Origin of the sequence: Pseudomonas sp. WSY_20 (assembly GCF_043104335.1) — a bacterium.
Taxonomy (GTDB): Bacteria; Pseudomonadota; Gammaproteobacteria; order Pseudomonadales; family Pseudomonadaceae; genus Aquipseudomonas; species Aquipseudomonas parafulva_B.
Map to the genome: position 1 here is coordinate 62581 of NZ_JBICKP010000017.1, position 23843 is coordinate 86423.

The 23843-nt window shown below is 63.3% G+C and carries 19 protein-coding genes; 6 read left to right on the forward strand and 13 right to left on the reverse strand.

Going from position 1 to position 23843, the window contains the following annotated elements; translation table 11 throughout:
* The first annotated feature begins 51 nt into the window (after nucleotides 1–51).
* Both ACF8E5_RS03375 and ACF8E5_RS03380 read left to right on the forward strand, forming a co-directional pair.
* Nucleotides 52–1845, forward strand: coding sequence for a glycoside hydrolase family 15 protein (locus ACF8E5_RS03375; protein ID WP_058639580.1), 1794 nt, complete (start codon nucleotides 52–54; stop codon nucleotides 1843–1845).
* Between the two features lie 147 nt (nucleotides 1846–1992).
* On the forward strand, nucleotides 1993–2613 hold the full coding sequence (locus ACF8E5_RS03380) for a TetR/AcrR family transcriptional regulator (RefSeq protein WP_078478331.1): 621 nt from the start codon (nucleotides 1993–1995) through the stop codon (nucleotides 2611–2613).
* A 299-nt stretch (nucleotides 2614–2912) separates the two neighbouring features.
* Here ACF8E5_RS03380 and preA read toward each other — a convergent pair whose 3' ends face one another.
* From preA to hydA, 3 genes are all read right to left on the reverse strand, one after another.
* On the reverse strand, nucleotides 2913–4187 hold the full coding sequence (gene preA / locus ACF8E5_RS03385) for an NAD-dependent dihydropyrimidine dehydrogenase subunit PreA (protein ID WP_392474912.1): 1275 nt from the start codon (nucleotides 4185–4187) through the stop codon (nucleotides 2913–2915).
* Entirely contained in the window at nucleotides 4188–5555 is a 1368-nt protein-coding gene (locus tag ACF8E5_RS03390) for an NAD(P)-dependent oxidoreductase (protein WP_392474913.1), read from the reverse strand. It lies immediately after the preceding gene.
* 139 nt (nucleotides 5556–5694) lie between these two features.
* Complete coding sequence (gene hydA / locus ACF8E5_RS03395) at nucleotides 5695–7134, reverse strand: dihydropyrimidinase (protein ID WP_078478334.1); 1440 nt, start codon at nucleotides 7132–7134, stop codon at nucleotides 5695–5697.
* Nucleotides 7135–7470: 336 nt separating this feature from the next.
* On the opposite strand from hydA, the gene ACF8E5_RS03400 reads away from it, so the two are divergent.
* The gene (locus ACF8E5_RS03400; RefSeq protein ID WP_058637935.1) at nucleotides 7471–8961 is read left to right on the forward strand and encodes an NCS1 family nucleobase:cation symporter-1; all 1491 of its coding nucleotides are present in this window, start codon (nucleotides 7471–7473) and stop codon (nucleotides 8959–8961) included.
* Nucleotides 8962–9038: 77 nt separating this feature from the next.
* On the forward strand, nucleotides 9039–10322 hold the full coding sequence (locus tag ACF8E5_RS03405) for a Zn-dependent hydrolase (protein ID WP_058637934.1): 1284 nt from the start codon (nucleotides 9039–9041) through the stop codon (nucleotides 10320–10322).
* Nucleotides 10323–10656: 334 nt separating this feature from the next.
* Here the strand turns inward: ACF8E5_RS03405 and ACF8E5_RS03410 are convergent, their stop codons facing one another.
* Together ACF8E5_RS03410 and ACF8E5_RS03415 are read right to left on the reverse strand one after the other, a co-directional pair.
* Nucleotides 10657–11616 carry an MBL fold metallo-hydrolase gene (locus tag ACF8E5_RS03410; protein ID WP_392474914.1) on the reverse strand — a complete coding sequence of 320 codons (960 nt, stop codon included), beginning with the start codon at nucleotides 11614–11616 and terminating at the stop codon, nucleotides 10657–10659.
* 30 nt (nucleotides 11617–11646) lie between these two features.
* The gene (locus ACF8E5_RS03415) at nucleotides 11647–12207 is read right to left on the reverse strand and encodes a lipocalin family protein (RefSeq protein WP_058603477.1); all 561 of its coding nucleotides are present in this window, start codon (nucleotides 12205–12207) and stop codon (nucleotides 11647–11649) included.
* Between the two features lie 184 nt (nucleotides 12208–12391).
* On the opposite strand from ACF8E5_RS03415, the gene ACF8E5_RS03420 reads away from it, so the two are divergent.
* Both ACF8E5_RS03420 and nudC read left to right on the forward strand, forming a co-directional pair.
* Complete coding sequence (locus ACF8E5_RS03420) at nucleotides 12392–13204, forward strand: crotonase/enoyl-CoA hydratase family protein (protein ID WP_145254726.1); 813 nt, start codon at nucleotides 12392–12394, stop codon at nucleotides 13202–13204.
* Between the two features lie 35 nt (nucleotides 13205–13239).
* The gene (gene nudC / locus ACF8E5_RS03425; protein ID WP_145254729.1) at nucleotides 13240–14073 is read left to right on the forward strand and encodes an NAD(+) diphosphatase; all 834 of its coding nucleotides are present in this window, start codon (nucleotides 13240–13242) and stop codon (nucleotides 14071–14073) included.
* Between the two features lie 66 nt (nucleotides 14074–14139).
* On the opposite strand, the gene ACF8E5_RS03430 is transcribed toward nudC, so the two are convergent.
* The 8 genes from ACF8E5_RS03430 to mnmA form a co-directional block, all read right to left on the reverse strand.
* Nucleotides 14140–14919, reverse strand: coding sequence for a TSUP family transporter (locus ACF8E5_RS03430; protein ID WP_058603474.1), 780 nt, complete (start codon nucleotides 14917–14919; stop codon nucleotides 14140–14142).
* Between the two features lie 133 nt (nucleotides 14920–15052).
* A complete protein-coding gene (locus tag ACF8E5_RS03435) occupies nucleotides 15053–16426 on the reverse strand; it encodes a glutamine synthetase family protein (protein ID WP_326383504.1) in 1374 nt (457 codons plus the stop codon).
* Nucleotides 16427–16507: 81 nt separating this feature from the next.
* Nucleotides 16508–18478 (reverse strand): DNA topoisomerase III, encoded by a 1971-nt coding sequence (locus ACF8E5_RS03440; protein ID WP_167339611.1) that lies wholly within the window; start codon nucleotides 18476–18478, stop codon nucleotides 16508–16510.
* Between the two features lie 299 nt (nucleotides 18479–18777).
* Nucleotides 18778–19212 carry a GNAT family N-acetyltransferase gene (locus ACF8E5_RS03445; RefSeq protein WP_058603472.1) on the reverse strand — a complete coding sequence of 145 codons (435 nt, stop codon included), beginning with the start codon at nucleotides 19210–19212 and terminating at the stop codon, nucleotides 18778–18780.
* Nucleotides 19205–20371, reverse strand: coding sequence for a cupin domain-containing protein (locus ACF8E5_RS03450; protein WP_145254738.1), 1167 nt, complete (start codon nucleotides 20369–20371; stop codon nucleotides 19205–19207). The genes ACF8E5_RS03445 and ACF8E5_RS03450 overlap by 8 nt, the downstream gene beginning before the upstream one ends.
* Before the next feature lie 81 nt (nucleotides 20372–20452).
* On the reverse strand, nucleotides 20453–21823 hold the full coding sequence (gene purB, locus ACF8E5_RS03455) for an adenylosuccinate lyase (RefSeq protein ID WP_058637929.1): 1371 nt from the start codon (nucleotides 21821–21823) through the stop codon (nucleotides 20453–20455).
* A gap of 271 nt (nucleotides 21824–22094) precedes the next feature.
* Entirely contained in the window at nucleotides 22095–22721 is a 627-nt protein-coding gene (gene hflD / locus ACF8E5_RS03460) for a high frequency lysogenization protein HflD (protein ID WP_058637928.1), read from the reverse strand.
* Nucleotides 22718–23842 carry a tRNA 2-thiouridine(34) synthase MnmA gene (gene mnmA / locus ACF8E5_RS03465; protein ID WP_058603469.1) on the reverse strand — a complete coding sequence of 375 codons (1125 nt, stop codon included), beginning with the start codon at nucleotides 23840–23842 and terminating at the stop codon, nucleotides 22718–22720. The genes hflD and mnmA overlap by 4 nt, the downstream gene beginning before the upstream one ends.
* Nucleotide 23843: the final 1 nt, after the last annotated feature.

Genomic DNA, 23843 nt, shown 5'->3' on the forward strand with positions numbered 1-23843 from the left:
TCGGTGAAGGCAGGCTCGGCACAATGGACGCACTGAATTTCTGGAGTCTCGATGCCTGCCCATATTGAAGATTATGCCCTGCTGGGCAATTGCCGCAGCGCAGCCCTGGTCAGCAGCGACGGCTCGCTCGACTGGCTGTGCCTGCCGCGTTTCGATGCGCCAGCGGTGTTCGCGGCCTTGCTGGGTAACGAGGAAAATGGCCGTTGGCGCCTGGCGCCTTCGGACCCTGTGATAGAACGCACCCGGCGCTACCTGGACGACACGCTGGTGCTTGAGACCGTCTGGGTCACGGCCTCGGGAAAGGCGCGGGTGCTGGACTTCATGCCCTTGGGTGACGAGAACGCAGTGGTGCGCATCGTCGAAGGCCTTTCGGGGCAGACCACGTTCGAAATGGACCTGGTGATGCGCTTTGACTACGGGCGCAGCGTCCCTTGGGTGGAGCGGCTCGACCCGCTGACCCTCAGCGCGGTGGCAGGCCCGGACCGCTTGGTCCTGTCCTCGACCGTGGCGCCCCATGCCCGCGATCACCACACGGTGGCGCGTGTGCGGGTAGGCGAGGGCGAGCGCCACGTGTTCAGCTTGCGTCATCACCCGTCCCACCTGCCGGTGCCCGCCGAACAGGACATCGATGCCTGCCTCAAGGCCACCGTGGATCAGTGGCAGGTCTTCGCAGCCAAGTGCCCCGACGTGGGGCCGTACACGGCCCTGGTGCGGCGCTCGTTGCTGGTGCTCAAGGCCATGACCTATGCCCCAACGGGCGGGATTGTGGCGGCAGTGACGACTTCGTTGCCCGAGCGCGTGGGCGGTGAGCGTAATTGGGACTACCGCTTCTGCTGGCTGCGCGATGCCACCATGACCTTGCTGGCCTTCATGAACCTGGGCTACTTCGAAGAAGCCCAGGCCTGGCGCGAATGGCTGTTGCGTTCGGTGGCGGGCAACCCGGAGCAGATGCAGATCATGTACGGCCTGGCCGGTGAGCGTGATCTTCAGGAATACACCTTGCCCTGGCTGGCCGGCTACGAGCACTCCCAGCCGGTGCGGGTGGGCAACGCAGCCGCCGCGCAGACCCAGCTGGACATTTACGGTGAGCTGGCCGACGCCATGAGCCAGGCCATCCGCGGCGGTCTGCCCAGGCACCCGCGCAGCGCGGCCATTAGCCGGGTGATCATGCCTTACCTGGAAAGCATCTGGCGTGAACCTGATGAAGGCATCTGGGAAGTGCGCGGTGGTCGGCAGCATTTCGTGCACTCCAAGGTCATGGCCTGGGTGGCGTTCGACCGCGCCGCAGAGCTTGCCGACACCACCGAGGAGGACCGTGAACGGGGCCTTCACTACCGGCAGGTCGCTGATCAGATCCGCCGCGAAGTGTGCGAGCAGGGCCTCGATGCCCAGGGCCAGCACTTTGTGCAGGCCTACGGTTCTTCAGAGATGGATGCCAGCCTGCTGCACATCGCGCTGACCGGCTTTCTGCCGGCCCATGACCCGCGCTTTCTGCGCACCCTGGCCCAGATCGAAAAACGCCTGCTGCACAACGGCCTGTTGCTGCGCTACGACACCGACAGCTGTACCGATGGCCTGACGGCGGGCGAGGGTACGTTTCTGGTGTGCTCCTTCTGGCTGGCCGACGTGTACGTGCTGCTGGGACGCCAGGACGAAGCGCATGCGCTGTATCAGCGGCTGACAGACCTGTGCAACGATGTGGGCCTGTTGGCTGAGCAGTACGACCCGGTAGGCAAGCGCATGCTGGGCAACTTCCCGCAGGCGTTCAGTCATATCGGCATCATCAATACCGCGCTCAACCTGCACCGTGCGCAGTGCCCTGCGCGCGTGCGCGCCAGTGCCTGAAGCTTGGCAGCCGGCGCTTGCGCCGGCTGATGGTTTCGCTGCGCAAGCGGAGTAGACTACGGGACATTTGCGAGAGCACGGAGCAACCATGGGCATTGGCGGTATGGATTGGCAGATCGACAACATCCCGTTCACGGTCAGCGCTTGATGGCCAACCACAAGATTGAAATCCGTCGTCGTAACATCGAGAAGATTCTGCAGGCCGCCGAGCGTGTGTTCGCCGAAAAGGGCTTCGCTGCCACGTCCATGGGCGACATCGCCGAGCAGGCGCAGCTGCCGCGCTCGAACCTTCATTACTATTTCAAGACCAAGGACGACCTGTTTCGTGCGGTATTGCAGGACTTGCTTGAAGTCTGGAAACAGGATGCCCTGAGTTTCGAGCACTTCGATGACCCCCGCGTCGTGTTGACCAGCTACATACGCGCGAAGATGGCACACTCCCGTTCACGGCCGCTGGGCTCGAAAATCTGGGCCGAGGAGATGCTGCACGGTGCGCCGGTGCTCAGGGCCAACCTGGATGAAAGCCTGGTGCCCTGGGCCAGACTCAAGGAAGCCAAGATCCGCCGCTGGGTGGAGCAGGGGCGCATTCTGCCAGTGCAGCCGTCGGCGCTGCTGTACATGATCTGGGCATCGACCCAGCATTATGCCGACTTCGGATACCAGGTGGCCTTGCTCAACGACGGCGAGCCGCTGTCCGACCGGGATTTCGAAAGCGCCGTGCAGACGGTGACCAGCGTAATCCTGAGGGGCATTGGGTTGGAGCCTTGAGCGAACTACCATGCAGGGCTGAAATCGTGGCGCCGCTGCGCGGCCCATCGCGGCACTAGGCCGCTCCTGCACTGAATTCGATAGCCTCCAGATCCGATAGAAAGCGGATGTCTTCTCGAATTTTGGAAATCGAACGTTGCGCTGCAGCTACCCCTTGTAGGAGCGGCCCTTGTGCCGCGATGGGCCGCGCAGCGGCCCCACGATTTCAGCCCTGAATCCCAATCATCAAGGCCCATGTGCGCCCCACCGCGACGGATCCAGCGCCTGGCAAAACGGCGCCTGCATTCACACTCCCACCCTCAGCCAGCCTCCCGATAGGGGTTGCGCGGGTCCTGCGTCCAGTTCAGGTACGGCTTGCCAGTGTCCTGCGCAACCATCTCGATGCAGTCTTCCACGGGGCAGGTGATCTGGCACAGGTTGCAGCCCACGCATTCTTCCTCGATCACGCTATAGGCATGGGTCCCGTCGGCCTTCACCGTACTGGCGATGGCCTGGTGCGAGGTGTCCTCGCAGGCGATGTGGCACCGGCCGCAAGCAATGCAAGCATGCTGATCGATGTGCGCGATGGACTTGTAGTTGATGTCCAGGTACTTCCAGTCGGTGGTGTGGCCGACCGCCTGGCCTCGGAAGTCCTCAAGACGGGCATGCCCATGCTGATCCATCCAACGTGCCAGGCCGTCCTTCATATCCTCGACGATGCGAAAGCCATGCAGCATGGCGGCCGTACAGACTTGCACCGCGCCGCTGCCAAGGGCAATGAACTCGGCAGCGTCACGCCAACTGCCAATACCGCCGATTCCGCAGATCGGCAAGCCCTGGGTGGCCGGGTCGCGGGCGATCTCCGCGACCATGTTCAGTGCGATGGGTTTGACGGCCGAGCCGCAGTAACCGCCGTGTGTACTCTGCTCGCCGACAATCGGGTGGGCCACCATGCGGTCCAGGTCCACGCTGGTGATGGAGTTGATGGTGTTGATCAGCGACACCGCATCGGCGCCACCCCGGCGCGCGGCTCGGGCCGACTGGCGAATGTCAGTGATGTTGGGAGTGAGCTTGACGATCACCGGCAGCGAGCAGTAGGTCTTGCACCAGCGCGTGACCATCTCCACATACTCAGGCACCTGGCCCACCGCCGCGCCCATACCACGCTCGGGCATCCCGTGGGGGCAGCCGAAGTTCAGCTCGATGCCATCGGCCCCGGTGGCCTCGACCAGCGGCAGGATGGATTTCCACGATGCCTCCTCGCACGGCACCATCAGCGATACGATCAGTGCCCGGTCCGGCCAATCCTTCTTGACCTGGGTGATCTCCCGCAAGTTGATCTCCAATGACCGATCGGTGATCAACTCGATGTTGTTGATGCCCTGAACCAGGCGGTTGGCGCCAAAGTGCGCCGAATAGCGCGACGAGACGTTCACCGCCGCAGGGTCTTCCCCCAGGGTTTTCCAGACTACGCCACCCCAGCCCGCTTCGAAGGCGCGTACCACGTTGTAGGCCTTGTCGGTGGGCGGGGCGGAGGCCAGCCAGAAGGGATTGGGGGCGCGAATGCCGGCGAAGACGATAGACAAGTCAGCCATTTACGCGGCCTCCACATTGAGCATGAGTTGGGCATGGATGGCCTGGGCCGCCACTTTGCCATGTTGTACGGCCTGCACGGTGAGGTCCTGGCCCAGGGCAGTGCAGTCACCGCCGGCATACACGCCCGGTAAGCTGGTCTGCATGCACTCATCGACGCGGATGCGCTCCCCATCGCGGGCCAGTTGCGCGGCGACCGGGTCAGCCAGGCTTTGGTCTTCCAAGCACTGCCCGATGGCCTTGAAGATCGCGTCGGCAGCCAGTTCGAAGGTTTCCCCGGTATCACCCAGGCGACCGTCCACCATCGCCGTGCGCGCGAAGCGCATGCCGCGTACGTTGCCATCGTCGCTCAGCAGTACGGCGTCGGGGCGCGCCCAGGTGTGCAGGCGCACCTGGTTGGCCTTGGCGATGGCTTGCTCGTGGCCCGTGGCGCCCATGTCGGGCGCCCCACGGCGATACACCAGGTTGACGTCGCGTGCCCCCAGGCGGCTCATCTGCACGGCCATGTCGATCGCCGTGTTGCCGGCGCCGATCACCAGGCAGCGGTCGGCCAAAGGCAAGCGGCTGAGGTCATCCGCCTGGCGCAGCTCGCGGATGTAGTCGGTGGCAGCCAGCAGGCCCGGCGCCTGCTCATCGGGCAGGCCCAGTTGCCGCACGGCACTGAGCCCAAGGCCAAGAAATACGGCATCGTACTGATCCCGCAAGTCACCGAGCCCCAGGTTGCTGCCCAGGCGCTGGCCGTAGCGGATCTCGATGCCACCGATGCCCAGCAAAAACGCCACTTCACGCTGGGCGAAGTCATCCACCAGCTTGTAGCGGGCAATGCCGTACTCGTTCAGACCACCCGGTTTTTCACTGGCTTCGAAGACGACTACATCGTGCCCGTGCATGGCCAGGCGATGTGCGCAGGACAAGCCCGCCGGGCCTGCGCCGACCACGGCGATACGCTTGCCGGTCGCCACAGAGCGCTGGAAGGGATGCCCGCTGAACTGGGCGTTGTCCAGGGCATAGCGCTGCAACTGACCAATCAGCACCGGCGCGCATTCCTGCGCGTTGTTGCGCACGCAGGCCTGTTCGCAAAGGATTTCGGTCGGGCAGACACGGGCGCAACTGCCGCCGAGGATGTTGGCCGACAGAATCCGTTCGGCAGCACCTTCCAGGTTTTCATCACTGATGCGGTGGATGAAGGACGGAATGTCGATGTCGCTGGGGCAGGCGTTGATGCACGGGGCATCGTAGCAGTACAGACAGCGCGCGCTCTCCACGGCGGCCTGGCGCGCGGTCAGTGGTGGGACCAGGTCGCTGAAATGCTCGGCCAGCTGGTCGCTGCCGGCCCTGGGGCGCGGCAAATGGTTCAGTGCGTCGATCACGGTGGTAGCCTCTCTTTCTTGTCGTGGGCTTGAAAGGGTAGAGCGCAGGTGGCCCCGCTCACCGGCACGCCGTGCCCCAGGCACGGGTTGGCCTGACGAGTCGGTCTTGCAATGAAAGCCGGTCGATCAGTGTCAGCGGCTAGCGGGGCACGGGGATGGGCCGATGGTGGTCGGCCCGACGCTCGAGCAGTTCGTACACCGACGGGTAGGCCGGGCGTTCGACATACCGTCCGGCACCGACTTCGGCGCGCAAGTCACCGTCGGCCCACACCACCTTGCCCTGGCTGATGGTGTGGCTGGGCACGCCGCGCACGGTGCGGCCTTCGAAGATGTTGAAGTCCACCTGCTGGTGATGGGTCTTGGCCGACAACGTGCGCGTGCCCTGTGGATCCCACAGCACCAGGTCGGCGTCGGCGCCGACACGAATGGCGCCTTTGCGTGGGAACAGGTTGAAGATCTTCGCCGTGTTGGTGGACGTGACGGCGACGAATTCGTGCATCGACAGGCGACCTGTGTTCACACCGGCATCCCACAACACCGCCATGCGGTCCTCGATACCGGCCGTGCCGTTGGGAATGCGGCTGAAGTTGTCGCGTCCCATGGCCTTCTGCTCGGCGCAGAAACAGCAATGGTCGGTGGCGGTGGTGTGCAGGTTGCCTGACTGCAGGCCGCGCCACAGCGCCTCTTGGTGTTCACGCGGTCGGAAGGGCGGGCTCATCACATAGCCTGCTGCCGTGGCCCAGTCCGGGTCGCGGTAGACGCTGTCGTCCAGCAGCAGGTGGCCAGGCAAGACCTCGCCGTAGACCGGCTGCCCCTTGCCGCGAGCGTAGGCAATCTCATCCAGCGCCTCGCGGCTGGAGACATGCACCAGGTACAACGGCGTACCGAGGGTTTCTGCGATACGGATGGCGCGGCTGGCCGCTTCGCCCTCGACCTGGGGCGGACGTGACAACGGATGCGCCTCAGGCCCTGTCAGGCCCTGGGCCAGCAACTTGCGTTGAAGGTGATCCACCAGCTCGCCGTTCTCGGCGTGCACCGTGGGCACGGCGCCCAGTTGCAGGCAGCGCTCGAAGCTGGCGACCAGGGTGTCGTCAGCGGCCATGATCGCGTTCTTGTAGGCCATGAAGTGCTTGAAACTGTTCACCCCATGGTGGGCAACCAGCTCACCCATTTCCTCGGCTACCTGGTCGCTCCACCAGGTGATGGCCACGTGAAAGCCGTAATCGCTGGCGCTCTTCTCTGCCCATCCGCGCCAGGTGTGAAACGCCTCCATCAACGACTGCTGGGGATTGGGGATCACGAAATCGATGATGGAGGTGGTACCGCCTGCGAGCCCGGCGGCGGTGCCGCTGAAAAAGTCCTCGCTGGCCACGGTGCCCATGAATGGCAACTGCATGTGGGTATGCGGGTCGATCCCGCCGGGCATCAGGTACTGGCCGCTGCCATCGAGCACCTTGCAACCGGCCGGTGGGTCGAGGTCTTGGCCGATGGCCTGGATCAGGCCGTTTGCACACAGGACATCGGCGCTGAAGCTTTCTTCGTGGGTGACCACGGTGGCGCCACGGATCAACAGGGACATGCCGTTTTCCTCGCAGGCTGACCGGTCTGTGCCGGTTCTTGGAATTGGTAGGCCAGGGTGGCAGAGCGATCCTGTCATCGCTGACAAGATTCGAGGCTAGATGCAGATTCTGGATTCAGCAAGAAATAAATCACACGGAATTTGTGGTTTTTAACCTGCTGATTAATAAGGAAATAAAAATGAGGGTGGCTCTAGCATAGGCGTTTCGGATCAGGCTGACGTACTTGACAAGATCCAAATTTGGTCGAAATTTCTACCCACATTCTGCGTGTGTACTCCGGCCATCGACTCGCCCCGATGAGCGAACAACTACAACAACATTCTGGAGAAGGCCCCATGCAACAGAGCAGATCGCACGTGGTTGATCGCAACGGCCTGGTAGAGCTGTGCGAAGGCGCCGACGTGCTCGACAGCCCGCGCTACAACCCCGACATCGCTCCCACCAAGGTGCATCAGCGCACCTGGAACAGGTGGCACATCACCGCCCTGTGGGTAGGCATGTCCATCTGCGTGCCCACCTACACCCTGGGCGGCGTTCTCACGGCGTATTTCGGCCTGAGCGTGGGTGAAGCGTTGCTGGCCATTTTGCTGGCCAACCTCATCGTGCTGATTCCACTGACGCTCAACGCCTTCCCCGGTACCAAGTACGGCATACCCTTCCCGGTACTGCTGCGTGCATCCTTCGGCATCCTGGGTTCCAATGTGCCTTGCCTGGTGCGAGCGGTGGTCGCCTGCGGCTGGTTCGGGATCCAGACGCTGTTCGGTGGGCTGGCAATTCATCTGTTCCTGGGCTCGGTATTCGAGGGCTGGAAGGCCTTGGGCGGCACCGGCGAGGTGATCGGTTTCGTGATTTTCTGGTGCCTGAACCTATGGGTGGTGCTGCGCGGCGCCGAATCGATCAAGTGGCTGGAAACCTTGTCCGCACCTTTGCTGGTATCGGTGGGTATCGGGCTGCTGGTGTGGGCGCTGCCGCACATGTCCATGACCGAGTTGCTGGCCCAGCCACCGAAGCGTCCGCAAGGGGCCAGCGTGGTGGGCTACTTCTGCGCAGGGCTCACTGCCATGGTGGGCTTCTGGGCCACCCTGTCGCTGAACATCCCGGACTTCAGTCGTTATGCCCGTAGCCAGAAGGACCAGATTCTGGGGCAAATATTCGGCCTGCCCCTGACCATGTTCCTGTTCGCCTCGCTGGGTGTGGTGTTGACGGCGGCCTCGGCCTCGCTGGTGGGCGAGACCGTTTCCGATCCGGTGACGCTGATCGGCAAGATTCAGAGCCCCTTCTGGGTAGCGCTGGCCATGGCCCTGATCGTGATCGCTACCTTGTCCACCAACACGGCGGCCAACATCGTCTCGCCCACCAACGATTTCCAGAACATTGCCCCGCGCTTGATCGGCCGCAGCCGGGCGGTGTGGCTGACCGGGTTCATCGGGCTGGCGCTGATGGGCCACGAGCTGCTCAAAAAGCTGGGCTGGATCGTTTCCGACATCAGCCTTGAAAGCGTCTATTCCAACTGGTTGCTGGGGTATTCCAGCCTGCTGGGGCCCATTGCCGGGATCATGGTGGTGGATTATTTCCTGGTCCGGCGTCAGTACCTGGACCTGGCCGGGCTGTACCGCGATGACGTCTATCCCGCCTGGCACTGGCCCGGCTTTGCGGCCTTTGCGTTGCCCGTGGCGCTCACAGTAATGGCCATTGGCAACAGTCACTTCAGTTGGTTCTACGACTATGGCTGGTTCACCGGCTCGCTGCTTGGCGCTGGCTTGTATTACGTCTTCGCCGCCATGGCCGCCCGCAGCCCGGCGCGCATGGCCAAGCCTTTGCCTTGAGTAACCTGCTCGTCGCAGTGCGGGCAGGCCCGCGCTGTGGCTTACACATCCGACAAGAAAAGCCTGAGGAGAAACCTATGACCCGCGCTCAAGACGTTCTTCAATCGACTGCCCGGCATGTCGATAGCGCACGCCTGTGGCAATCGCTCATGGACCTGGCGCGCCTGGGGGCCACCCCCAAGGGTGGCGTGTGTCGCCTGGCCTTGACCGATCTGGATCGACAGGCCCGCGACCTGTTCGTGCAGTGGTGCGAGGCGGCAGGGTGCACGGTGACGGTCGACGGGGTGGGTAATCTGTTCGCCCGCCGGCCAGGGCGCAACGCAGCGCTGCCGCCGGTTATGACGGGCAGCCACATCGACACCCAGCCCACCGGTGGCAAGTTCGATGGCTGCTATGGGGTCATGGCCGGGCTGGAGGTCATCCGCACCCTCAACGACCTGGGCGTTGAAACCGAAGCACCGCTGGAAGTGGTGGTATGGACCAACGAGGAAGGCTCGCGCTTTGCGCCGTGCATGATGGGCTCGGGGGTCTTTGCCGGCAAGTTCAGTCTCGAGCAGACGCTGGCGAAACGCGATGCCCAAGGGATCAGCGTGGGCGAAGCGTTGAATGAAATCGGCTACGCCGGGAGCCGGGCGGTGACCGGCCACCCGGTGGGGGCGTATTTCGAAGCCCACATCGAACAAGGCCCGATCCTGGAAGACCAGGCCAAGACCATCGGCGTGGTGCTCGGCGCCCTGGGCCAGAAATGGTTCGACCTGACGTTGCGTGGGGTGGAGGCCCATGCCGGGCCAACACCCATGCACCTGCGCAAGGATGCCCTGGTCGGCGCCGCTGCCGTGGTCGAAGCGGTCAACCGCGCCGCCCTGGGCCACCAGCCTCACGCCTGCGGTACAGTGGGCTGCCTGCAAGCCTATCCTGGCTCGCGCAATGTGATTCCAGGCGAAGTGCGCATGACCCTGGATTTGCGTCACCTCGAGGGGGACCGGCTAGAGGGAATGATTGCCGAGGTCCGCAGCGTGATCGAACAGACCTGCGAGCGGCATGGGCTGACGTATGAGCTGGTGCCCACCGCAGATTTTCCGGCCTTGTATTTCGACAACGGCTGCGTGGGTGCGGTACGTGAATCGGCCCAGGCACTGGGTTTGCCGCACATGGATATCGTCAGCGGGGCAGGGCACGACGCGATTTTTCTGGCTGAACTCGGGCCCGCTGGCATGATCTTCGTGCCGTGCGAAAACGGCATCAGCCATAACGAAATCGAGAACGCTACGCCAGAGGATCTGGCGGCGGGGTGTGCCGTGCTGCTGCGCGCCATGTTGGCGGCGTCCGAAGCGGTGGCCAAGGGGCGAATGGCGGCTTAGCTGCGGGGCTGTTCACGCTGTTGTGGACGCTGTGGACGCTATAGCAGTCTGGTTGACAGGCGCTGCGAGGATGAAGCTGTGGGCGGTGGGGCGGTCTCTGGGTTTCAGCTTCGCGGTTTACATTGCCGGGTCCGCTGCGCGACCCATCGCGGCACGAGGCCGCTCCCACAACGGGTAGCGGTGCTTGCAGAAATGTGAGGACTACGCAGATCCATTGTGGGAGCGGCCTAGTGCCGCGATGGGCCGCGCAGCGGACCCCACGATCTATAATTCACCCAGGAAGTCCAAGGCGACTCATACCCATTCCAATACCACCCGGGCACATGCAGGTCGCTCAATCGACTGGCAACAAAACACCCTCACGCCCCAAATGATACCGCTGAAGGTCCGCGGCCAATGTGAGGTTGCCGGCATAGTGCAGGGCAGCCTCCTGCCTGATGTCATCGATCGAGGGGCTGCGCCGATTGTCAGCCTGGTAGCGCGCACTGAAGTGCGTCAGCACCAGGTTACGCACTCCGGCCGCTTCGGCAAACCGAGCCACTGCCGCCGCAGTACTGTGGCCATATGTCACGCCGGATCGCTCCACCGCAGGTTGCGTAAAGGTCGCTTCATGCACCAGCACGTCGGCATCTGCCGCTGCCTCGGCCAGCAGTTCGGGCGTGTCGTTGTCGCCGCAGATCATGATGCGGCGGGCAGCTCGACCAGGCTGAAGGTAGTGCGCCGCTTGCAGCTCACGACCTTGGTGATTCACTGCCAGGCCTTTCGCCAGTGCTCCCCACAGCGGCCCACGAGGCACGCCTTCGGCATCAAGGCGCCTGCTGTCCAGCCGTGGCTCGGGGCAGCGCTCCTCGAAGAGGTAGCCCACGCTAGGCACGCGGTGCGACAAAGTGACGGTGCTCACCGTTACGGCCGCGTTGTGCCAGCCACTGAACTCTTCGACGGGCAACAGCCGCAGATCGAAGGACAGATGACTGTCGGTAACCGCCAAACTGACGCGCATCCAATCGTGCAAGGCCCGGGGCAGCACCACATCCAACGGTTGGCGCCGCCCGTTCATGCTTGCACTGGCCAGCAGGCCGGGCAAACCCAGGCAGTGGTCGCCATGTACATGGGTGATGAAAATGCCGCCCAGGTCATGGGTCGACAGCGATGTGTGCAGCAGACGATGCTGAGTGCCCTCACCGCAATCGATCAAGTACCAGCGTTTACCCGTCGCTTCCAGCAGCGCCGTTGCGCTCACGTTGCGGGCCTTGGTCGGGGCACCGGCGCTGGTGCCCAGAAACAGCAGGTCCATGTCTACTCCTTGTCATGCGCCATCAAAGTCTTATTCGACGCCTGTGCTGTCAGCCTGGCGCCAGACCAGTTTGCTGGTGTCATAGCCTTGCTCGCGGGCAATGTCCAGCAGTTGGTCACGGGTCTTGTCCGGAATGGCCGGGGTGCGGGACAGCAGCCACAGGTACTCGCGGTTAGGATGGCCGACCAGCGCTACGCGGTAGTCCTTGTCGTGATAGAGCACCCAGTACTCACCCTTGGTCAGGTCAGGCGCCAGACGGCTGAACCAGTTGTCGAAGCGTACCCAGAGCTTGTCGGTGCTGCCCGGCTGCTGAGCTTCGGCGATACCCTTGGCCTCGTTCCACTGGCCGTCTTTCTCCCTGCAGCGGTTGGTCACATCGATTCGGCCATCGGTGCGCAGGGCGTAGTGGGCTTCTGATTGCACACAGTTGCGCTGGAAGAACATCGGCAACCTTGCCAGCTCGTACCAGGTGCCCTGGTAGCGTTGCAGGTCCACCTGCTGCGTGCGCGGTGGGGCAGGGTGATCATTGCCGGCGCAGCCAACCAGGGCAAGGGCCATGCAGGAAAGCATCAATGCCTTGCGTATCGCCATTGTGTTTCTCCTGAGAGTGAGTGCTTACACAGATTCGATGCCTGCCTTGAGCAAAAGTTGTACGCGCGTTCGTTGCCAGGCCTCGACCGTCCGCCCGTTCCGGCAGTCCCGCTTTTGGCAGACGCACGGCAACCGGGCTGCGCTACCATCGCTGTCATTGCCAGAGCCCACAGGAGTGTCGCCCGTGACCCAGTACAGCGCGTTCAAGGTCGAGCTGAACGAGAGCATTGCCCACGTTCAGATCAACCGCCCGGAAAAACTCAACGCCATGAATGCCGCGTTCTGGGAGGAAATCATCGAGATCTTCCAGTGGGTGGATGACACCGACGCGGTACGGGCCGTGGTCATCAGCGGCGCTGGAAAACATTTCTCGGCCGGTATCGACCTGGCCATGCTGGCCTCGGTCGCGGGGCAGATGGGCAAGGACCCTTCGCGCAACGCCCGGACGTTGCGCAAGACCATCCTGAGCCTGCAAGCCTCGTTCAACGCCGTCGACCGCTGCCGTAAGCCCGTGCTGGCGGCGGTGCAGGGCTACTGCATCGGCGGGGCCATCGACCTGCTGTCAGCCTGCGACATGCGCTATTGCAGCCGTGACGCGCAGTTCTCCATCAAGGAGATCGACATGGGCATGGCCGCGGACGTCGGCACACTGCAGCGTTTGCCACGCATCATCAACGACGGCATCATGCGGGAACTGGCCTACACGGGACGCACCGTCGAAGCCGAAGAGGCGCTGCGCATCGGCCTGGTAAACCGGGTCTACGATGACCAGGCCGCCTTGCTCGAAGGTGTGTTCGCCATTGCCCGGGACATCGCAGCCAAATCACCGATCGCCGTGGCGGGTACCAAGCACATGCTCAGCTACATGCGTGATCACCGCATCGACGACGGCCTTGAGTACATCGCCACCTGGAATGCGGCGATGTTGCAGTCCGAAGACATGCGCCTGGCCATGGCCGCACACATGAACAAACACAAACCGTCGTTCGCCGACTGACAGAGTCGACGGGCGCACCTCACAGGAATGCCCTTATGTCAGCACGCTGGACGACCGCAGTACTCGACCCGCAAACGCCCGCCGGACTGGCCGTGGCCCACAGCCCGGAGGGTTTTCTGGTTGGGGAAGAGGGCGCGTTGTTCCAGCGCGACTGGCTCAAGCGCCAGGGGCTGGATGTGCTGTGCGAGCACGGCATCGGCCACTTCGACGGCCAGCCGGTGTTTCTACTTGAGCTCGCCAAGGCCGCCCAAATAGCCGGTTGCAGCTGGCGCGGCCTGCGTACGTTCATGCTTGAAGGGGATGCCGAGACCTACACGGTCCTGGGTTATGCCGCGCAGATCGGCACTTGGGCGCGCGAACATCGATTCTGCGGCAGTTGCGGCCAGCCCATGTCGCAAATTCGCTGGGAGCGCGCCATGCACTGCAGCGCGTGCGACCTGCGCAGCTACCCACGCATCTCGCCCAGCATGATCGTGTTGATTACACGGGGCGACGAGGTCCTGTTGGCACGCTCGCCGCGTTTCGTGGCAGGTGTGTACAGTACCCTGGCAGGCTTCGCCGAACCCGGCGAGTCGGCCGAAGACTGCCTGGTGCGCGAGGTGCGCGAAGAGGTGGCGCTGGAGGTCAAGAACATCCAGTACGTGGGTAGCCAGTGCTGGCCCTTCCCGCACTCGATGATGCTGGGCTTTCATGCCCAATACGCCGGTGGCGACATCGTCATGCAGCCGGATGAAATCGAGGACGCCCGCTGGTTCAATGTGCACGACCTGCCGCCGCTGCCGGCGGGGCGGTCGATTGCCCGTTACCTGATCGACCTGTACGTAGCCCGCCGACTGGGCCATGCCGAACCTGCTTTCCCCGGACAGTGACCGATCAGGCCCGCTCCAGAGGGCGCGGCTCCTAAGCCGTTATGCGTGCAGTCCCTGGCTGGCGTATCACGCCTGGCCAAACCAGTGCTGCCAGGCCAGGCGCACGGTCAGGGCCAGCACCACGGTGATGAACACAGGGCGGATGAACTTGCTGCCGCCGCTGATTGCCGTTCTGGCGCCGAAGAAGGCGCCGACCATGACTGACAGGCCCATGCACAGGCCGACGATGTAGTCCACCTGCCCGGAAATCACGAACACCGTCAGGGCTGCGATGTTGCTGACGAAGTTCATGCTGCGGGCCACGCCACTGGCGCGAACCAGGTCGATGGGATAGAGCAGCAGGGTACTGACCGTCCAGAACGCACCTGTACCCGGCCCAGCCACGCCGTCATAGAAGCCCAGGGTCAGGCCTTGCGGCAGCTGCCACTTCTTGCGAATCGGGGCATCGGCGTCCAGTGGCGCCTTTGGCGTACCGCCGAACAACAGGTACAGGCCGCAGGCGAACACGATCACCGGCAGCATCTTGTTCAACCATTCGGCGGGCATGTAGTGCGCAACGACCGCCCCTAGCAGGGCCCCGGCCAAGGTGCCGAACAGGGCACGACGCCACTGCACCGGGTGAAAGAGCTTGCGCCTGTAGTACGTCAGGCCGGCCGTGGCCGAGCCGAACGTGGAGCTGAGCTTGTTGGTGCCCAGTACCAGATGAGGCGGCATGCCGGCTGTCAGCAGGGCGGGCGTGGTCAGCAGGCCGCCGCCGCCAGCAATGGCATCGATGAAGCCGGCGACGAAAGCGACCACTGCCAGGATGAGCAGGGTCAAGGGTTCTACGGTAAGTTCGAAAGGCATGGGAATCTGGCAGGCAATGTGACGGTATGCGACAAAACGCCGCGCGATAAGCGGGACATGTTAATACCCCTACCGTGCAAGTGCCAACGCGGGGGTTGATCGAGGTGCCCGCGCCAGCACGATACGGTCGTGATCACAGAAACCAGCGGTACTCGCGAGCACTGATCTCATGCATGAACGCCAGGTGGTCCTGGCGCTTGTTTTCGCAGTACACCTTAACGAATTCGGCCCCCAAGCCTTCGATCACCGCAGGCGCGTGCTGCATGGCCGTCACTGCGCTGAGCATGTCCTTAGGAAAGTCGATGCCGCTGGTGCGGTCGTCGTTTAACGGTGCGATGGGTTCCTGCGCGGCGTCAAGGCCCTGTACCAGGCCGCACAGGATGGCGGCCAGCACCAGGTAGGGGTTGGCATCGGCGCCGGCCAGACGATGTTCGATGCGCAAGTTGCGGGCATCGGATTCGGGGATGCGAATACAGGCATCGCGGTCTTCGTACCCCCAGCTGGCCCGGCTGGCGGCGTTGACCATGGCGCCGTAACGGCGAAATGCATTGTGGTTGGCGGCGAAGATTGGCATGCAATAGGGCAGCAGAGACAGGCATCCGGCTACTGCATGGCGCAGCGGACGCTGACCATCAGCGGCCAGCAGGTTGTTGCCTCCCTCGTCATACAGGCTGACATGCACATGCATGCCACTGCCGGGCGCATGCAGGTAGGGTTTGCTCATGAACGAGGCGCGGTGGCCGTGCTTGCGCGCGACACCGCGCGTACTACGGCTGAACAACGCCGCCCAGTCCGCCGCTTGCAGCCCGTCATTGCAGTGTCCGAAATTGATCTCGAACTGGCCTGGCCCCAGCTCGGCGGTGATGACGTTGGCATCCACGCCCTGCACGTTGGCTGTGGCAACCATGTCATGCAGTACGTCTGCGAAGCGGCTCAAGCGCTCAATGTGCAAGTTGGGCTGGTCGTCCTCATCGGCGCTCAGCGGGTCGCGAGGAAACTGCGGCAGGCCCGCTTTGAGCGCGCGGTCGAACAGATAGAACTCCAGCTCGAACGCCACGACCGGATGAATCCCGCGGCCTGCCAGGCGTTGCAGAACACGCGCCAGCACCTCACGAGGCTCGAACGCGATGGGCGCTGGCGTTGCGTCGCTGCTGATCAGCATCTGCCCCAAGGGCTGCGCTTCCCATGTGACGGGCTTCAATGTGCCGGGCACCAGCCGGCGCAGGGCGTCAGGGTCGCCGTCGTTGAAGCAGTAGTCGCCGATCTGGAACAGGCCACCCTGGGTGCCGAGCAGCACCGCGTTCTGGGGCAGTTTGAGCGGGCTACCGGCGGCGACCTTCTCAAGCATGTCGATCGGGTAGCGCTTGCCATAGAAATGGCCTGGGATGTCGAGGCTGATCAGGTCGACATGGTGCACGTCGGGATACCGGGCACGAAAGGTGCGAACTTCAGCGAGTACATTCGGGAAGCTCGTTTGCGCAGGCGTGCGTTCCGAGTCCAGGCTCATGGGCGACTCCACAGTGGAACAGGTCCAGGGAAATCTAGCAGATGCCGCCCAATCCGCCCGCTATGGCCTGCACCCACAGGTTCATGTGGGCTTCTTCCTCGGTTGCCTGGCTTTACTTGCGCCACTTTTGGGGCCTGCTGCCTTACCTGACGTTGATCGGGCCTTACCGCTGCTTCTGCGCTTTTTCTTCCAGGGCGGGGCAGCGCCCGCCGCCGGCCCAGTAATGGTCATGCGCAGACCGCGGCAACGTTCTACCAGCTTGCCCATCCAGGCCGATTGCCGGGCCACGAATTCTTCCAGGCTCATGTCGCCGCTTTGCACCATGTCCAGTGCCTGCTCCCAGATGGCAGTGGTGCCGGGGTCGGCGATGGCGCGGGGTACGGCGTCGATCAGGCTGAAAGCGGCAGGCGTTGCTGCCAGCGCCTTGCCACTTTTGACCAGGTAACCTCGGTCCAGCAGGCCCTGGATGATGCTGGCACGGGTGGCCTCGGTACCGATCCCAGTGGTTTCCTTGAGCTTCTGCTTAAGCCGAGGGTCGTCCACCAGCTTGGCCACGTTCTTCATGGCCTTGATCAGGTCGCCTTCGGTGAAGGGCTTGGGTGGTTGGGTCCACAGGTCTTTGAGCTGGACATCCTGGACCGCGCAGGCTTGGCCTTCGCGCAACGTTGGAAGTACCTGGGGCGGGGCGGCTTCGCGGCCCTTGGCTGGCGTCAACGCTTCTGGCAAGGCGCGACGCCAGCCTGGCTCGACGATCTGTTTACCCACGGCGCGCAAGGCGTGGCCTGCGCAGTCGAAGTCTGCCTGGGTGCGGTCGTATTCATGGTGGGGTAGAAACTGTGCCAGGTAACGCGCACGGATCAGGGTGTACACCGACTTGTGCTTGGCTGGCAGGCGCCCTGGGTCGCTGGCGGCGACCGTCGGTATGATGCCGTGGTGGGCACTGACCTTGGTATCGTTCCAGGCACGTGAACGGCGCTGGGGCTCAAGATGAGGTTGCAAGGGGGCCAGGCTGGCATCGGCCCGCTGCAGCGCCGCCAGAATGGCCGGCGCTTCCCCGTGCTGGCTCAGCGGCAGGTAACCGCAGTCGCTGCGCGGGTAGGTGATCAGCTTGTGGGTCTCGTAGAGCGCCTGGGCGATATCCAGGGTTTCCTGAGCGCCCAGGCCGAACTTTTTCGAGCACAGCTCTTGCAGGGTACCGAGGTCAAAGGGCAGGGGTGCGGCTTCGCGTACACGTTCCGTTGTAATTTTAACGGCCTGGGCAACACCGGCCTGCTCGATGGCGGCAGCTGCTTGCTGCGCCAATGCCTGGTTCAGGCAGCGACCCTGGTCGTCGCAGGCATCCTCCGGCGCCCGCCACTGGGCCATGAACGCCTGGTTGGCGTGGCTTAGACGGACATCGATGGCCCAGAAGGGCACGGGTACGAACTGTGCGATGCTGCGGTCTCGGTCCACTACCAGGCGCAGGGTCGGCGTTTGCACACGACCCACCGGGAGTACGCCCTGGTAGCCGGACTGACGCCCCAGCAGCGTGAACAGCCGGCTCATGTTCATCCCGATCAGCCAGTCGGCACGTGAACGGCCCAGCGCCGAGTGGTAAAGGTTGAAGGTTTCCTGCCCCGGCAGCAGGCGGGCCAGCGCCTTGCGAATCGACGCATCATCGAGCGCGGACAACCAGAGGCGTTGTACCGGGCCACGGTAGCGACAGTGTTCGACCAACTCGCGGGCAATCATTTCGCCTTCGCGGTCGGCATCGGTTGCGATGACCAACTCGCGGGCTTCGCCCAACAAACGCTTAACCGCCTTGTACTGGCTGGCGGTCTTGGGCTTGACCAGCATCTTCCACTGTTGCGGGATGATCGGCAGGTCGGCCAGGGTCCAGCGCTTGTAGCGCTCGTCATAGCTGTCGGGTGGGGCCGTTTCCAGCAGATGGCCAATGCACCAGGTGACGCACACGTCGGTGCCTTGCCAACAGCCATCGCCTTTGCGATTGGCGCCGAGCACTTTGGCGATGTCTTTTGCCTGGGAGGGTTTTTCACACAGAAACAGCCGCATGGCCACTGACGCTTCATCGATGGATATGAGCGCTAGGATGCGGGTGCGCAACGAAGTAGGCAAGTTTTATGTGGATGGATGTACAGTGCAAGGCGTATCCGGATGTGCCGGCCGATTAGAGCCGGCACAGGATTGGCGCGATATCAGCGTGATTGAATACGGCTACCGGTCAGCCTGCGGCCGGCAAGCAGCTTCTGACCGGGACACCTGGGCACGTGAGCTCGAGCCGCTCCCGTATGGACAAGAGCGGCAATCACCCCAGCACGCCGTGGTTCAGAGGCACGCAGGCCTGGCACGTTTCACGAAGGCAAGTGCGACTCGCGCACCATGTCTACGTGAGGGATGCCGGCTTCGAGAAACTCCTCGCTGACCACTTTGAAGCCCAGCCGCTCATAGAACGGTGTGGCGTGCACCTGCGCGCTTAGCCGTTGCGGCTTGAGGTCACGGCCTTGCGCTTCGGTGATGACGGCATTGACCAGCGCGTCGCCCACTTTCAAGCCGCGCCAATCCTTGAGCACCGAGATTCGGCCGATGGTGCCATCGGCGAGCAAGCGCGCGGTGCCGATCGGGTAGTCGCCCTCCAGAGCCAGGAAATGCAAGGCATCCTGGTCTTCGGAGTCGAACTCCAGTTCGACCGGGATGTGCTGCTCGGCGACGAACACCGCCTCACGGATGCGGCGAATGTCGGCGTTGTCCTTGACCCAATCGGCCAAGCGCACCCGAATCTTATTCATCGGCGAAACCCAGGCTGCCTTGCTTGACCAACTGCTGGATCAGCATCACTGCATCTTCATCCTGCAACCACTGGCCGAGATTCTCGATATGCAAGGCGTCGGCAGCACATACCAGCTTGAGCAGGTCGCGCAGCTTTCCAGGCAGCGGGCAGCTACGTCCGCTGGCGAACAGCAACAAATCGCTCTCGAACTCGGACCAGGCCATACGGGCGCTCGGGTTGCGAATCAGGATGGCGCCCTGCTGCAAGGCGTTGAGCAGTTCCTGCTCGGACAATTCTTCGCCAACGATCTGCTCCGGATAACGCGGCTCGGTCATGAACTGGCCAAACCAGGTCAACAGCAAATCCTTGTCCCCCATGTGCTTGTCCAGCAGGGCCTTGAGGCGGTCCAGGGCATCATGCTGGATCTGGTGAGGGTCGCTGACCGGCTGTGCATCGGCGTCGCTGTAGCGCTCTTCGTCCGGCAGGAACTGGCCGAGGAAGTCGGTGAAGTGGGTGAGCACCTCGGCGGCGCTCGGTGCGCGGAAACCGACCGAGTAGGTCAGGCATTCGTCGACGGCAACCCCGTAGTGAGCCAGGCGCGGCGGCAGGTACAGCATGTCGCCAGGCTCCAGGGTCCACTCGCCGCTTTGCTCGAAATCGGCCAGGATGCGCAGGTCGCTGTGTTCGAGCAGGGCGCTGTCACTGTCGCACATCTGCCCGATCTTCCAGTTGCGCTGCCCATGGCCTTGCAGCAGGAACACGTCGTAGTTGTCGAAGTGCGGACCAACGCTGCCGCCGGGGGCTGCGAAGCTGATCATGACGTCGTCGATGCGCCAGCTGGGCAGGAAGCGGAAGTTCTCCAGCAGCTCTGCAACTTCCGGCACGAACTGGTCTACGGCTTGTACCAGCAGCGTCCAGTCCTGTTCTGGCAGCTCGGCAAACGTGTCCTCGTTGAACGGGCCGCGGCGCATCTCCCACGGGTGCGCGCCGTGCTCGAGCACGATACGGGACTCGACTTCATCCTCCAGCGCCAGGCCAGCCAGCTCGTCCGGATCGATCGGGCTGATGAAATCGGGGAAGGCCTGGCGCACCAGCAGCGGCTTTTTCTGCCAGTAGTCGCGCATGAATTCACGGGCCGTAATGCCGCCCAGCAGCTGCAGTGGAGTATCAGGATTCATCTTCAACCTATTGAAAAAACGTAATTTTCAGACGGGAATAAAAACGCCCGGCCAGGCCGGGCGTTGGGCGCAGAGCGCGCGTTAGACGCGTTTTGCCTGCGCTGCCGCGTTACCGATGTAGGTAGCGGGGGTGAGTTGCTTGAGTTCGGCCTTGGCTTCGGCGGGCATGTCCAGCCCATCGATGAAGCTGAGCAGGGCGTCTGGCGTGATGCCTTTACCGCGGGTCAGCTCTTTGAGCTTCTCGTAGGGGTTCTCGATGTTGAAGCGACGCATGACGGTTTGGATCGGCTCGGCCAGCACTTCCCAGCAGGCATCCAGGTCGGCCGCGATGCGGGCATGGTTCACTTCAAGCTTGCCGATGCCTTTGAGGCTGGCTTCATACGCGATGACGCTATGGGCAAAGCCCACGCCCAGGTTGCGCAGCACGGTGGAGTCGGTCAGGTCACGCTGCCAGCGCGAAACCGGCAGCTTGCTGGCCAGGTGCTGGAACAGGGCGTTGGCGATGCCCAGGTTACCTTCGGAGTTTTCGAAGTCGATGGGGTTGACCTTGTGCGGCATGGTCGAAGAGCCGATTTCGCCGGCAACGGTCTTCTGCTTGAAGTAGCCCAGCGAAATGTAGCCCCACACGTCCCGATCGAAATCGATGAGGATGGTGTTGAAGCGCGCGATGGCGTCGAACAGCTCGGCGATGTAGTCGTGCGGCTCGATCTGGGTGGTGTAGGGGTTGAACTGCAAGCCCAGCTCGTCTTCGATGAAGGCGCGGGCGTTCTGCTCCCAGTCGATCTGCGAGTAGGCCGACAGATGGGCGTTGTAGTTGCCCACGGCGCCGTTGATCTTGCCCAGCAGCGGCACGGCAGCGACCTGGGCGATCTGGCGTTCCAGGCGGTACACGACGTTGGCCAGCTCCTTGCCGAGGGTAGTCGGGGAGGCAGGCTGGCCATGGGTGCGCGAGAGCATCGGCACGTCGGCGTGGGCATGGGCCAGGGCGCGAATGGCGTCGGCGATCTGGCGCATCAGCGGCAACAGCACCTCGTCACGGCCGGCGCGCAGCATCAGGGCGTGGGACAGGTTGTTGATGTCCTCGCTGGTGCAGGCGAAGTGGATGAATTCGCTGACCTTGGCCAGCTCAGGCAGTTGAGCGGCCTGCTCCTTGAGGAGGTATTCGATCGCCTTGACGTCGTGGTTGGTGGTGCGCTCGATTTCCTTGACTCGCTCGGCGTGCTCGAGCTTGAAATCGGTGGCCAGGTTGTCCAGCAGCGCGGTGGCTTCGGCGGAGAACGCCGGCACTTCGCTGATCTGCGGGTGGGCGGCCAGGCGCTGCAACCAGCGCACTTCGACCAGGGCGCGGAAACGGATCAGGCCGAATTCGCTGAAGATGGGGCGCAAGGCCTGGGTTTTGCCGGCGTAACGGCCGTCTACAGGGGAAACCGCAGTGAGCGAAGAAAGCTGCATGGGGTGTTCTCGGACAGTCAGGCTTTTGGAGGGCGCATATCATACATGAAAAATGCGCTGGAGTCGGGGGGCTGACCAAAGGTTGCTTGAATCTGCTCGGTTTGCTGAGCGGGCGCTGCACCGATTCGGTAGCGGGGAAAACGCCATGACTGATCTCTGTGAGCGCGCGCCGGGGCTGCCGTGCAGCCCATCGGGGCACAAGGCCCCTCCTACCAGGGATGTGGTCAGCCAAAAAGGTTCGGGTCTGCGCGCCTGGGTAGGTGGGCGGGTCTCAGGGCGCTGTGCGCATCATGTCGTAAAGCTCTTTGAGCAATTTGCGCCGGCTGAACACCAATTGCCAGCGGTGCCCGCCCAGCTGACGCCATAGCCGTGCAGCGCGGATACCGGCCAGGAGCAACGCACGGATCTTGGAGGCGTTGTTGGGCTGTTGCAGGAAGCGCATGTCGCCGTGCACCTGGATGCGCTGACGCAAGGTGCTCAAGGTGTCCTGGTACAGCGCGCCGCTCGACGCGATGACGTTCTCGTGCACCAGGCCGAAGTGGTCGGCCTGGGACTGGATCTGCGGCAGGCGGTTGCCGATGGTCTCGAGCAGGTCGCCGCGCTTGTTCAACTGCCGCTCCAGGCCCAGCATTGACAAGGCATAACGCAAAGGCTCGCGCTGCAGGCTGCTGGGGTCGCGCTCCAGCGCCCCGACCAGTGCGCGGTAACCGTCGCGCAAGTTCAGGTCGTCGCCACCGAATACCTCCAGCGTATCCTTGGGGTCGCGCACCAGCAGGCTGCCCAGCATGCAGCCGATATCGGCTTCGCTGGCCTGCCCGGTACGGGCGATGCGGTCCACCAGCACGGCCGCCTGGAACACGCCACCCAGCGCGATCAACTGTTCCTGCACGCGGTTCACGAGCGTGGGCTCCAGGGCTCGGCTGCTTCGATCACACCGCCGCCCAGGCAGACCTCGCCGTCATAGAACACCACCGACTGGCCAGGCGTGACGGCGCGCTGCGGCTCATCGAACACGGCCCGATAACCAGTGGCCGTGCGGTGAAGGGTGCACTGCTGGTCGTGTTGTCGGTAGCGAACCTTGGCAGTGAGCTGGCGTGGGCTGTCGAGGTCGACCGGGTTCACCCAGAAGATTTCGGAAGCCAGCAGGGCGCGGGAGAACAACCAAGGGTGTTCATTGCCTTGGCCGACCACGAGCACATTGCGGGTCAGGTCCTTGTGCAGTACATACCAAGGCTCGTCCCCGGCATCCTTCAGACCGCCGATACCCAGGCCCTGGCGCTGGCCAATGGTGTGGTACATGAGGCCATGATGGCGACCGATCACGTCACCGTCGGTGGTTTCGATGTCGCCGGGTTGGGCCGGCAGGTACTGCTTGAGGAAGTCGCTGAAACGCCGCTCACCGATGAAGCAGATGCCGGTGGAGTCTTTCTTCTTGGCTGTGGCCAGGCCGTGTTTCTCGGCAATGGCGCGCACCTCGGGTTTTTCCAACTCACCCACCGGGAACAAGGTGCGGGCGATTTCCTTGCCGCCCACGGCATGCAGGAAATAGCTCTGGTCCTTGTTCGGGTCCAGGCCTTTGAGCAATTGGGTCAGCTCGCCCGTGTCGCGGCGGCGCACATAGTGACCGGTGGCGATCAGGTCGGCGCCCAGGGACAGGGCGTAGTCCAGGAAGGCCTTGAACTTGATCTCGCGGTTGCAGAGGATGTCGGGGTTCGGGGTGCGGCCGGCCTTGTATTCCTCAAGGAAGTGCTCGAACACGTTGTCCCAGTACTCGGCCGCGAAATTGGCGGTGTGCAGGGTGATGCCGATGCGGTCGCAAACAGCCTGGGCATCTGCCAAGTCTTCACGGGCCGTGCAGTATTCGGTGCCGTCGTCCTCTTCCCAGTTCTTCATGAACAGCCCTTCCACCTGGTAGCCCTGCTCCATGAGCAGAAGGGCGGAGACGGAAGAGTCCACGCCGCCGGACATGCCGACGATGACGCGGGTCTTGGCGGGGTCTTTGAGTGCTGGGCTGGTCATG

Coding starts and splice junctions, on each gene's coding strand:
- ACF8E5_RS03375 (WP_058639580.1), top strand. CDS start 52: ATGCCTGCCCATATTGAAGATTATGCCCTGCTGGGCAATTGCCGCAGC.
- ACF8E5_RS03380 (WP_078478331.1), top strand. CDS start 1,993: ATGGCCAACCACAAGATTGAAATCCGTCGTCGTAACATCGAGAAGATT.
- preA (WP_392474912.1), bottom strand. CDS start 4,187: ATGGCTGACTTGTCTATCGTCTTCGCCGGCATTCGCGCCCCCAATCCC.
- hydA (WP_078478334.1), bottom strand. CDS start 7,134: ATGTCCCTGTTGATCCGTGGCGCCACCGTGGTCACCCACGAAGAAAGC.
- ACF8E5_RS03400 (WP_058637935.1), top strand. CDS start 7,471: ATGCAACAGAGCAGATCGCACGTGGTTGATCGCAACGGCCTGGTAGAG.
- ACF8E5_RS03405 (WP_058637934.1), top strand. CDS start 9,039: ATGACCCGCGCTCAAGACGTTCTTCAATCGACTGCCCGGCATGTCGAT.
- ACF8E5_RS03410 (WP_392474914.1), bottom strand. CDS start 11,616: ATGGACCTGCTGTTTCTGGGCACCAGCGCCGGTGCCCCGACCAAGGCC.
- ACF8E5_RS03415 (WP_058603477.1), bottom strand. CDS start 12,207: ATGGCGATACGCAAGGCATTGATGCTTTCCTGCATGGCCCTTGCCCTG.
- nudC (WP_145254729.1), top strand. CDS start 13,240: ATGTCAGCACGCTGGACGACCGCAGTACTCGACCCGCAAACGCCCGCC.
- ACF8E5_RS03430 (WP_058603474.1), bottom strand. CDS start 14,919: ATGCCTTTCGAACTTACCGTAGAACCCTTGACCCTGCTCATCCTGGCA.
- ACF8E5_RS03435 (WP_326383504.1), bottom strand. CDS start 16,426: ATGAGCCTGGACTCGGAACGCACGCCTGCGCAAACGAGCTTCCCGAAT.
- ACF8E5_RS03440 (WP_167339611.1), bottom strand. CDS start 18,478: ATGCGGCTGTTTCTGTGTGAAAAACCCTCCCAGGCAAAAGACATCGCC.
- ACF8E5_RS03445 (WP_058603472.1), bottom strand. CDS start 19,212: ATGAATAAGATTCGGGTGCGCTTGGCCGATTGGGTCAAGGACAACGCC.
- ACF8E5_RS03450 (WP_145254738.1), bottom strand. CDS start 20,371: ATGAATCCTGATACTCCACTGCAGCTGCTGGGCGGCATTACGGCCCGT.
- purB (WP_058637929.1), bottom strand. CDS start 21,823: ATGCAGCTTTCTTCGCTCACTGCGGTTTCCCCTGTAGACGGCCGTTAC.
- mnmA (WP_058603469.1), bottom strand. CDS start 23,842: ATGACCAGCCCAGCACTCAAAGACCCCGCCAAGACCCGCGTCATCGTC.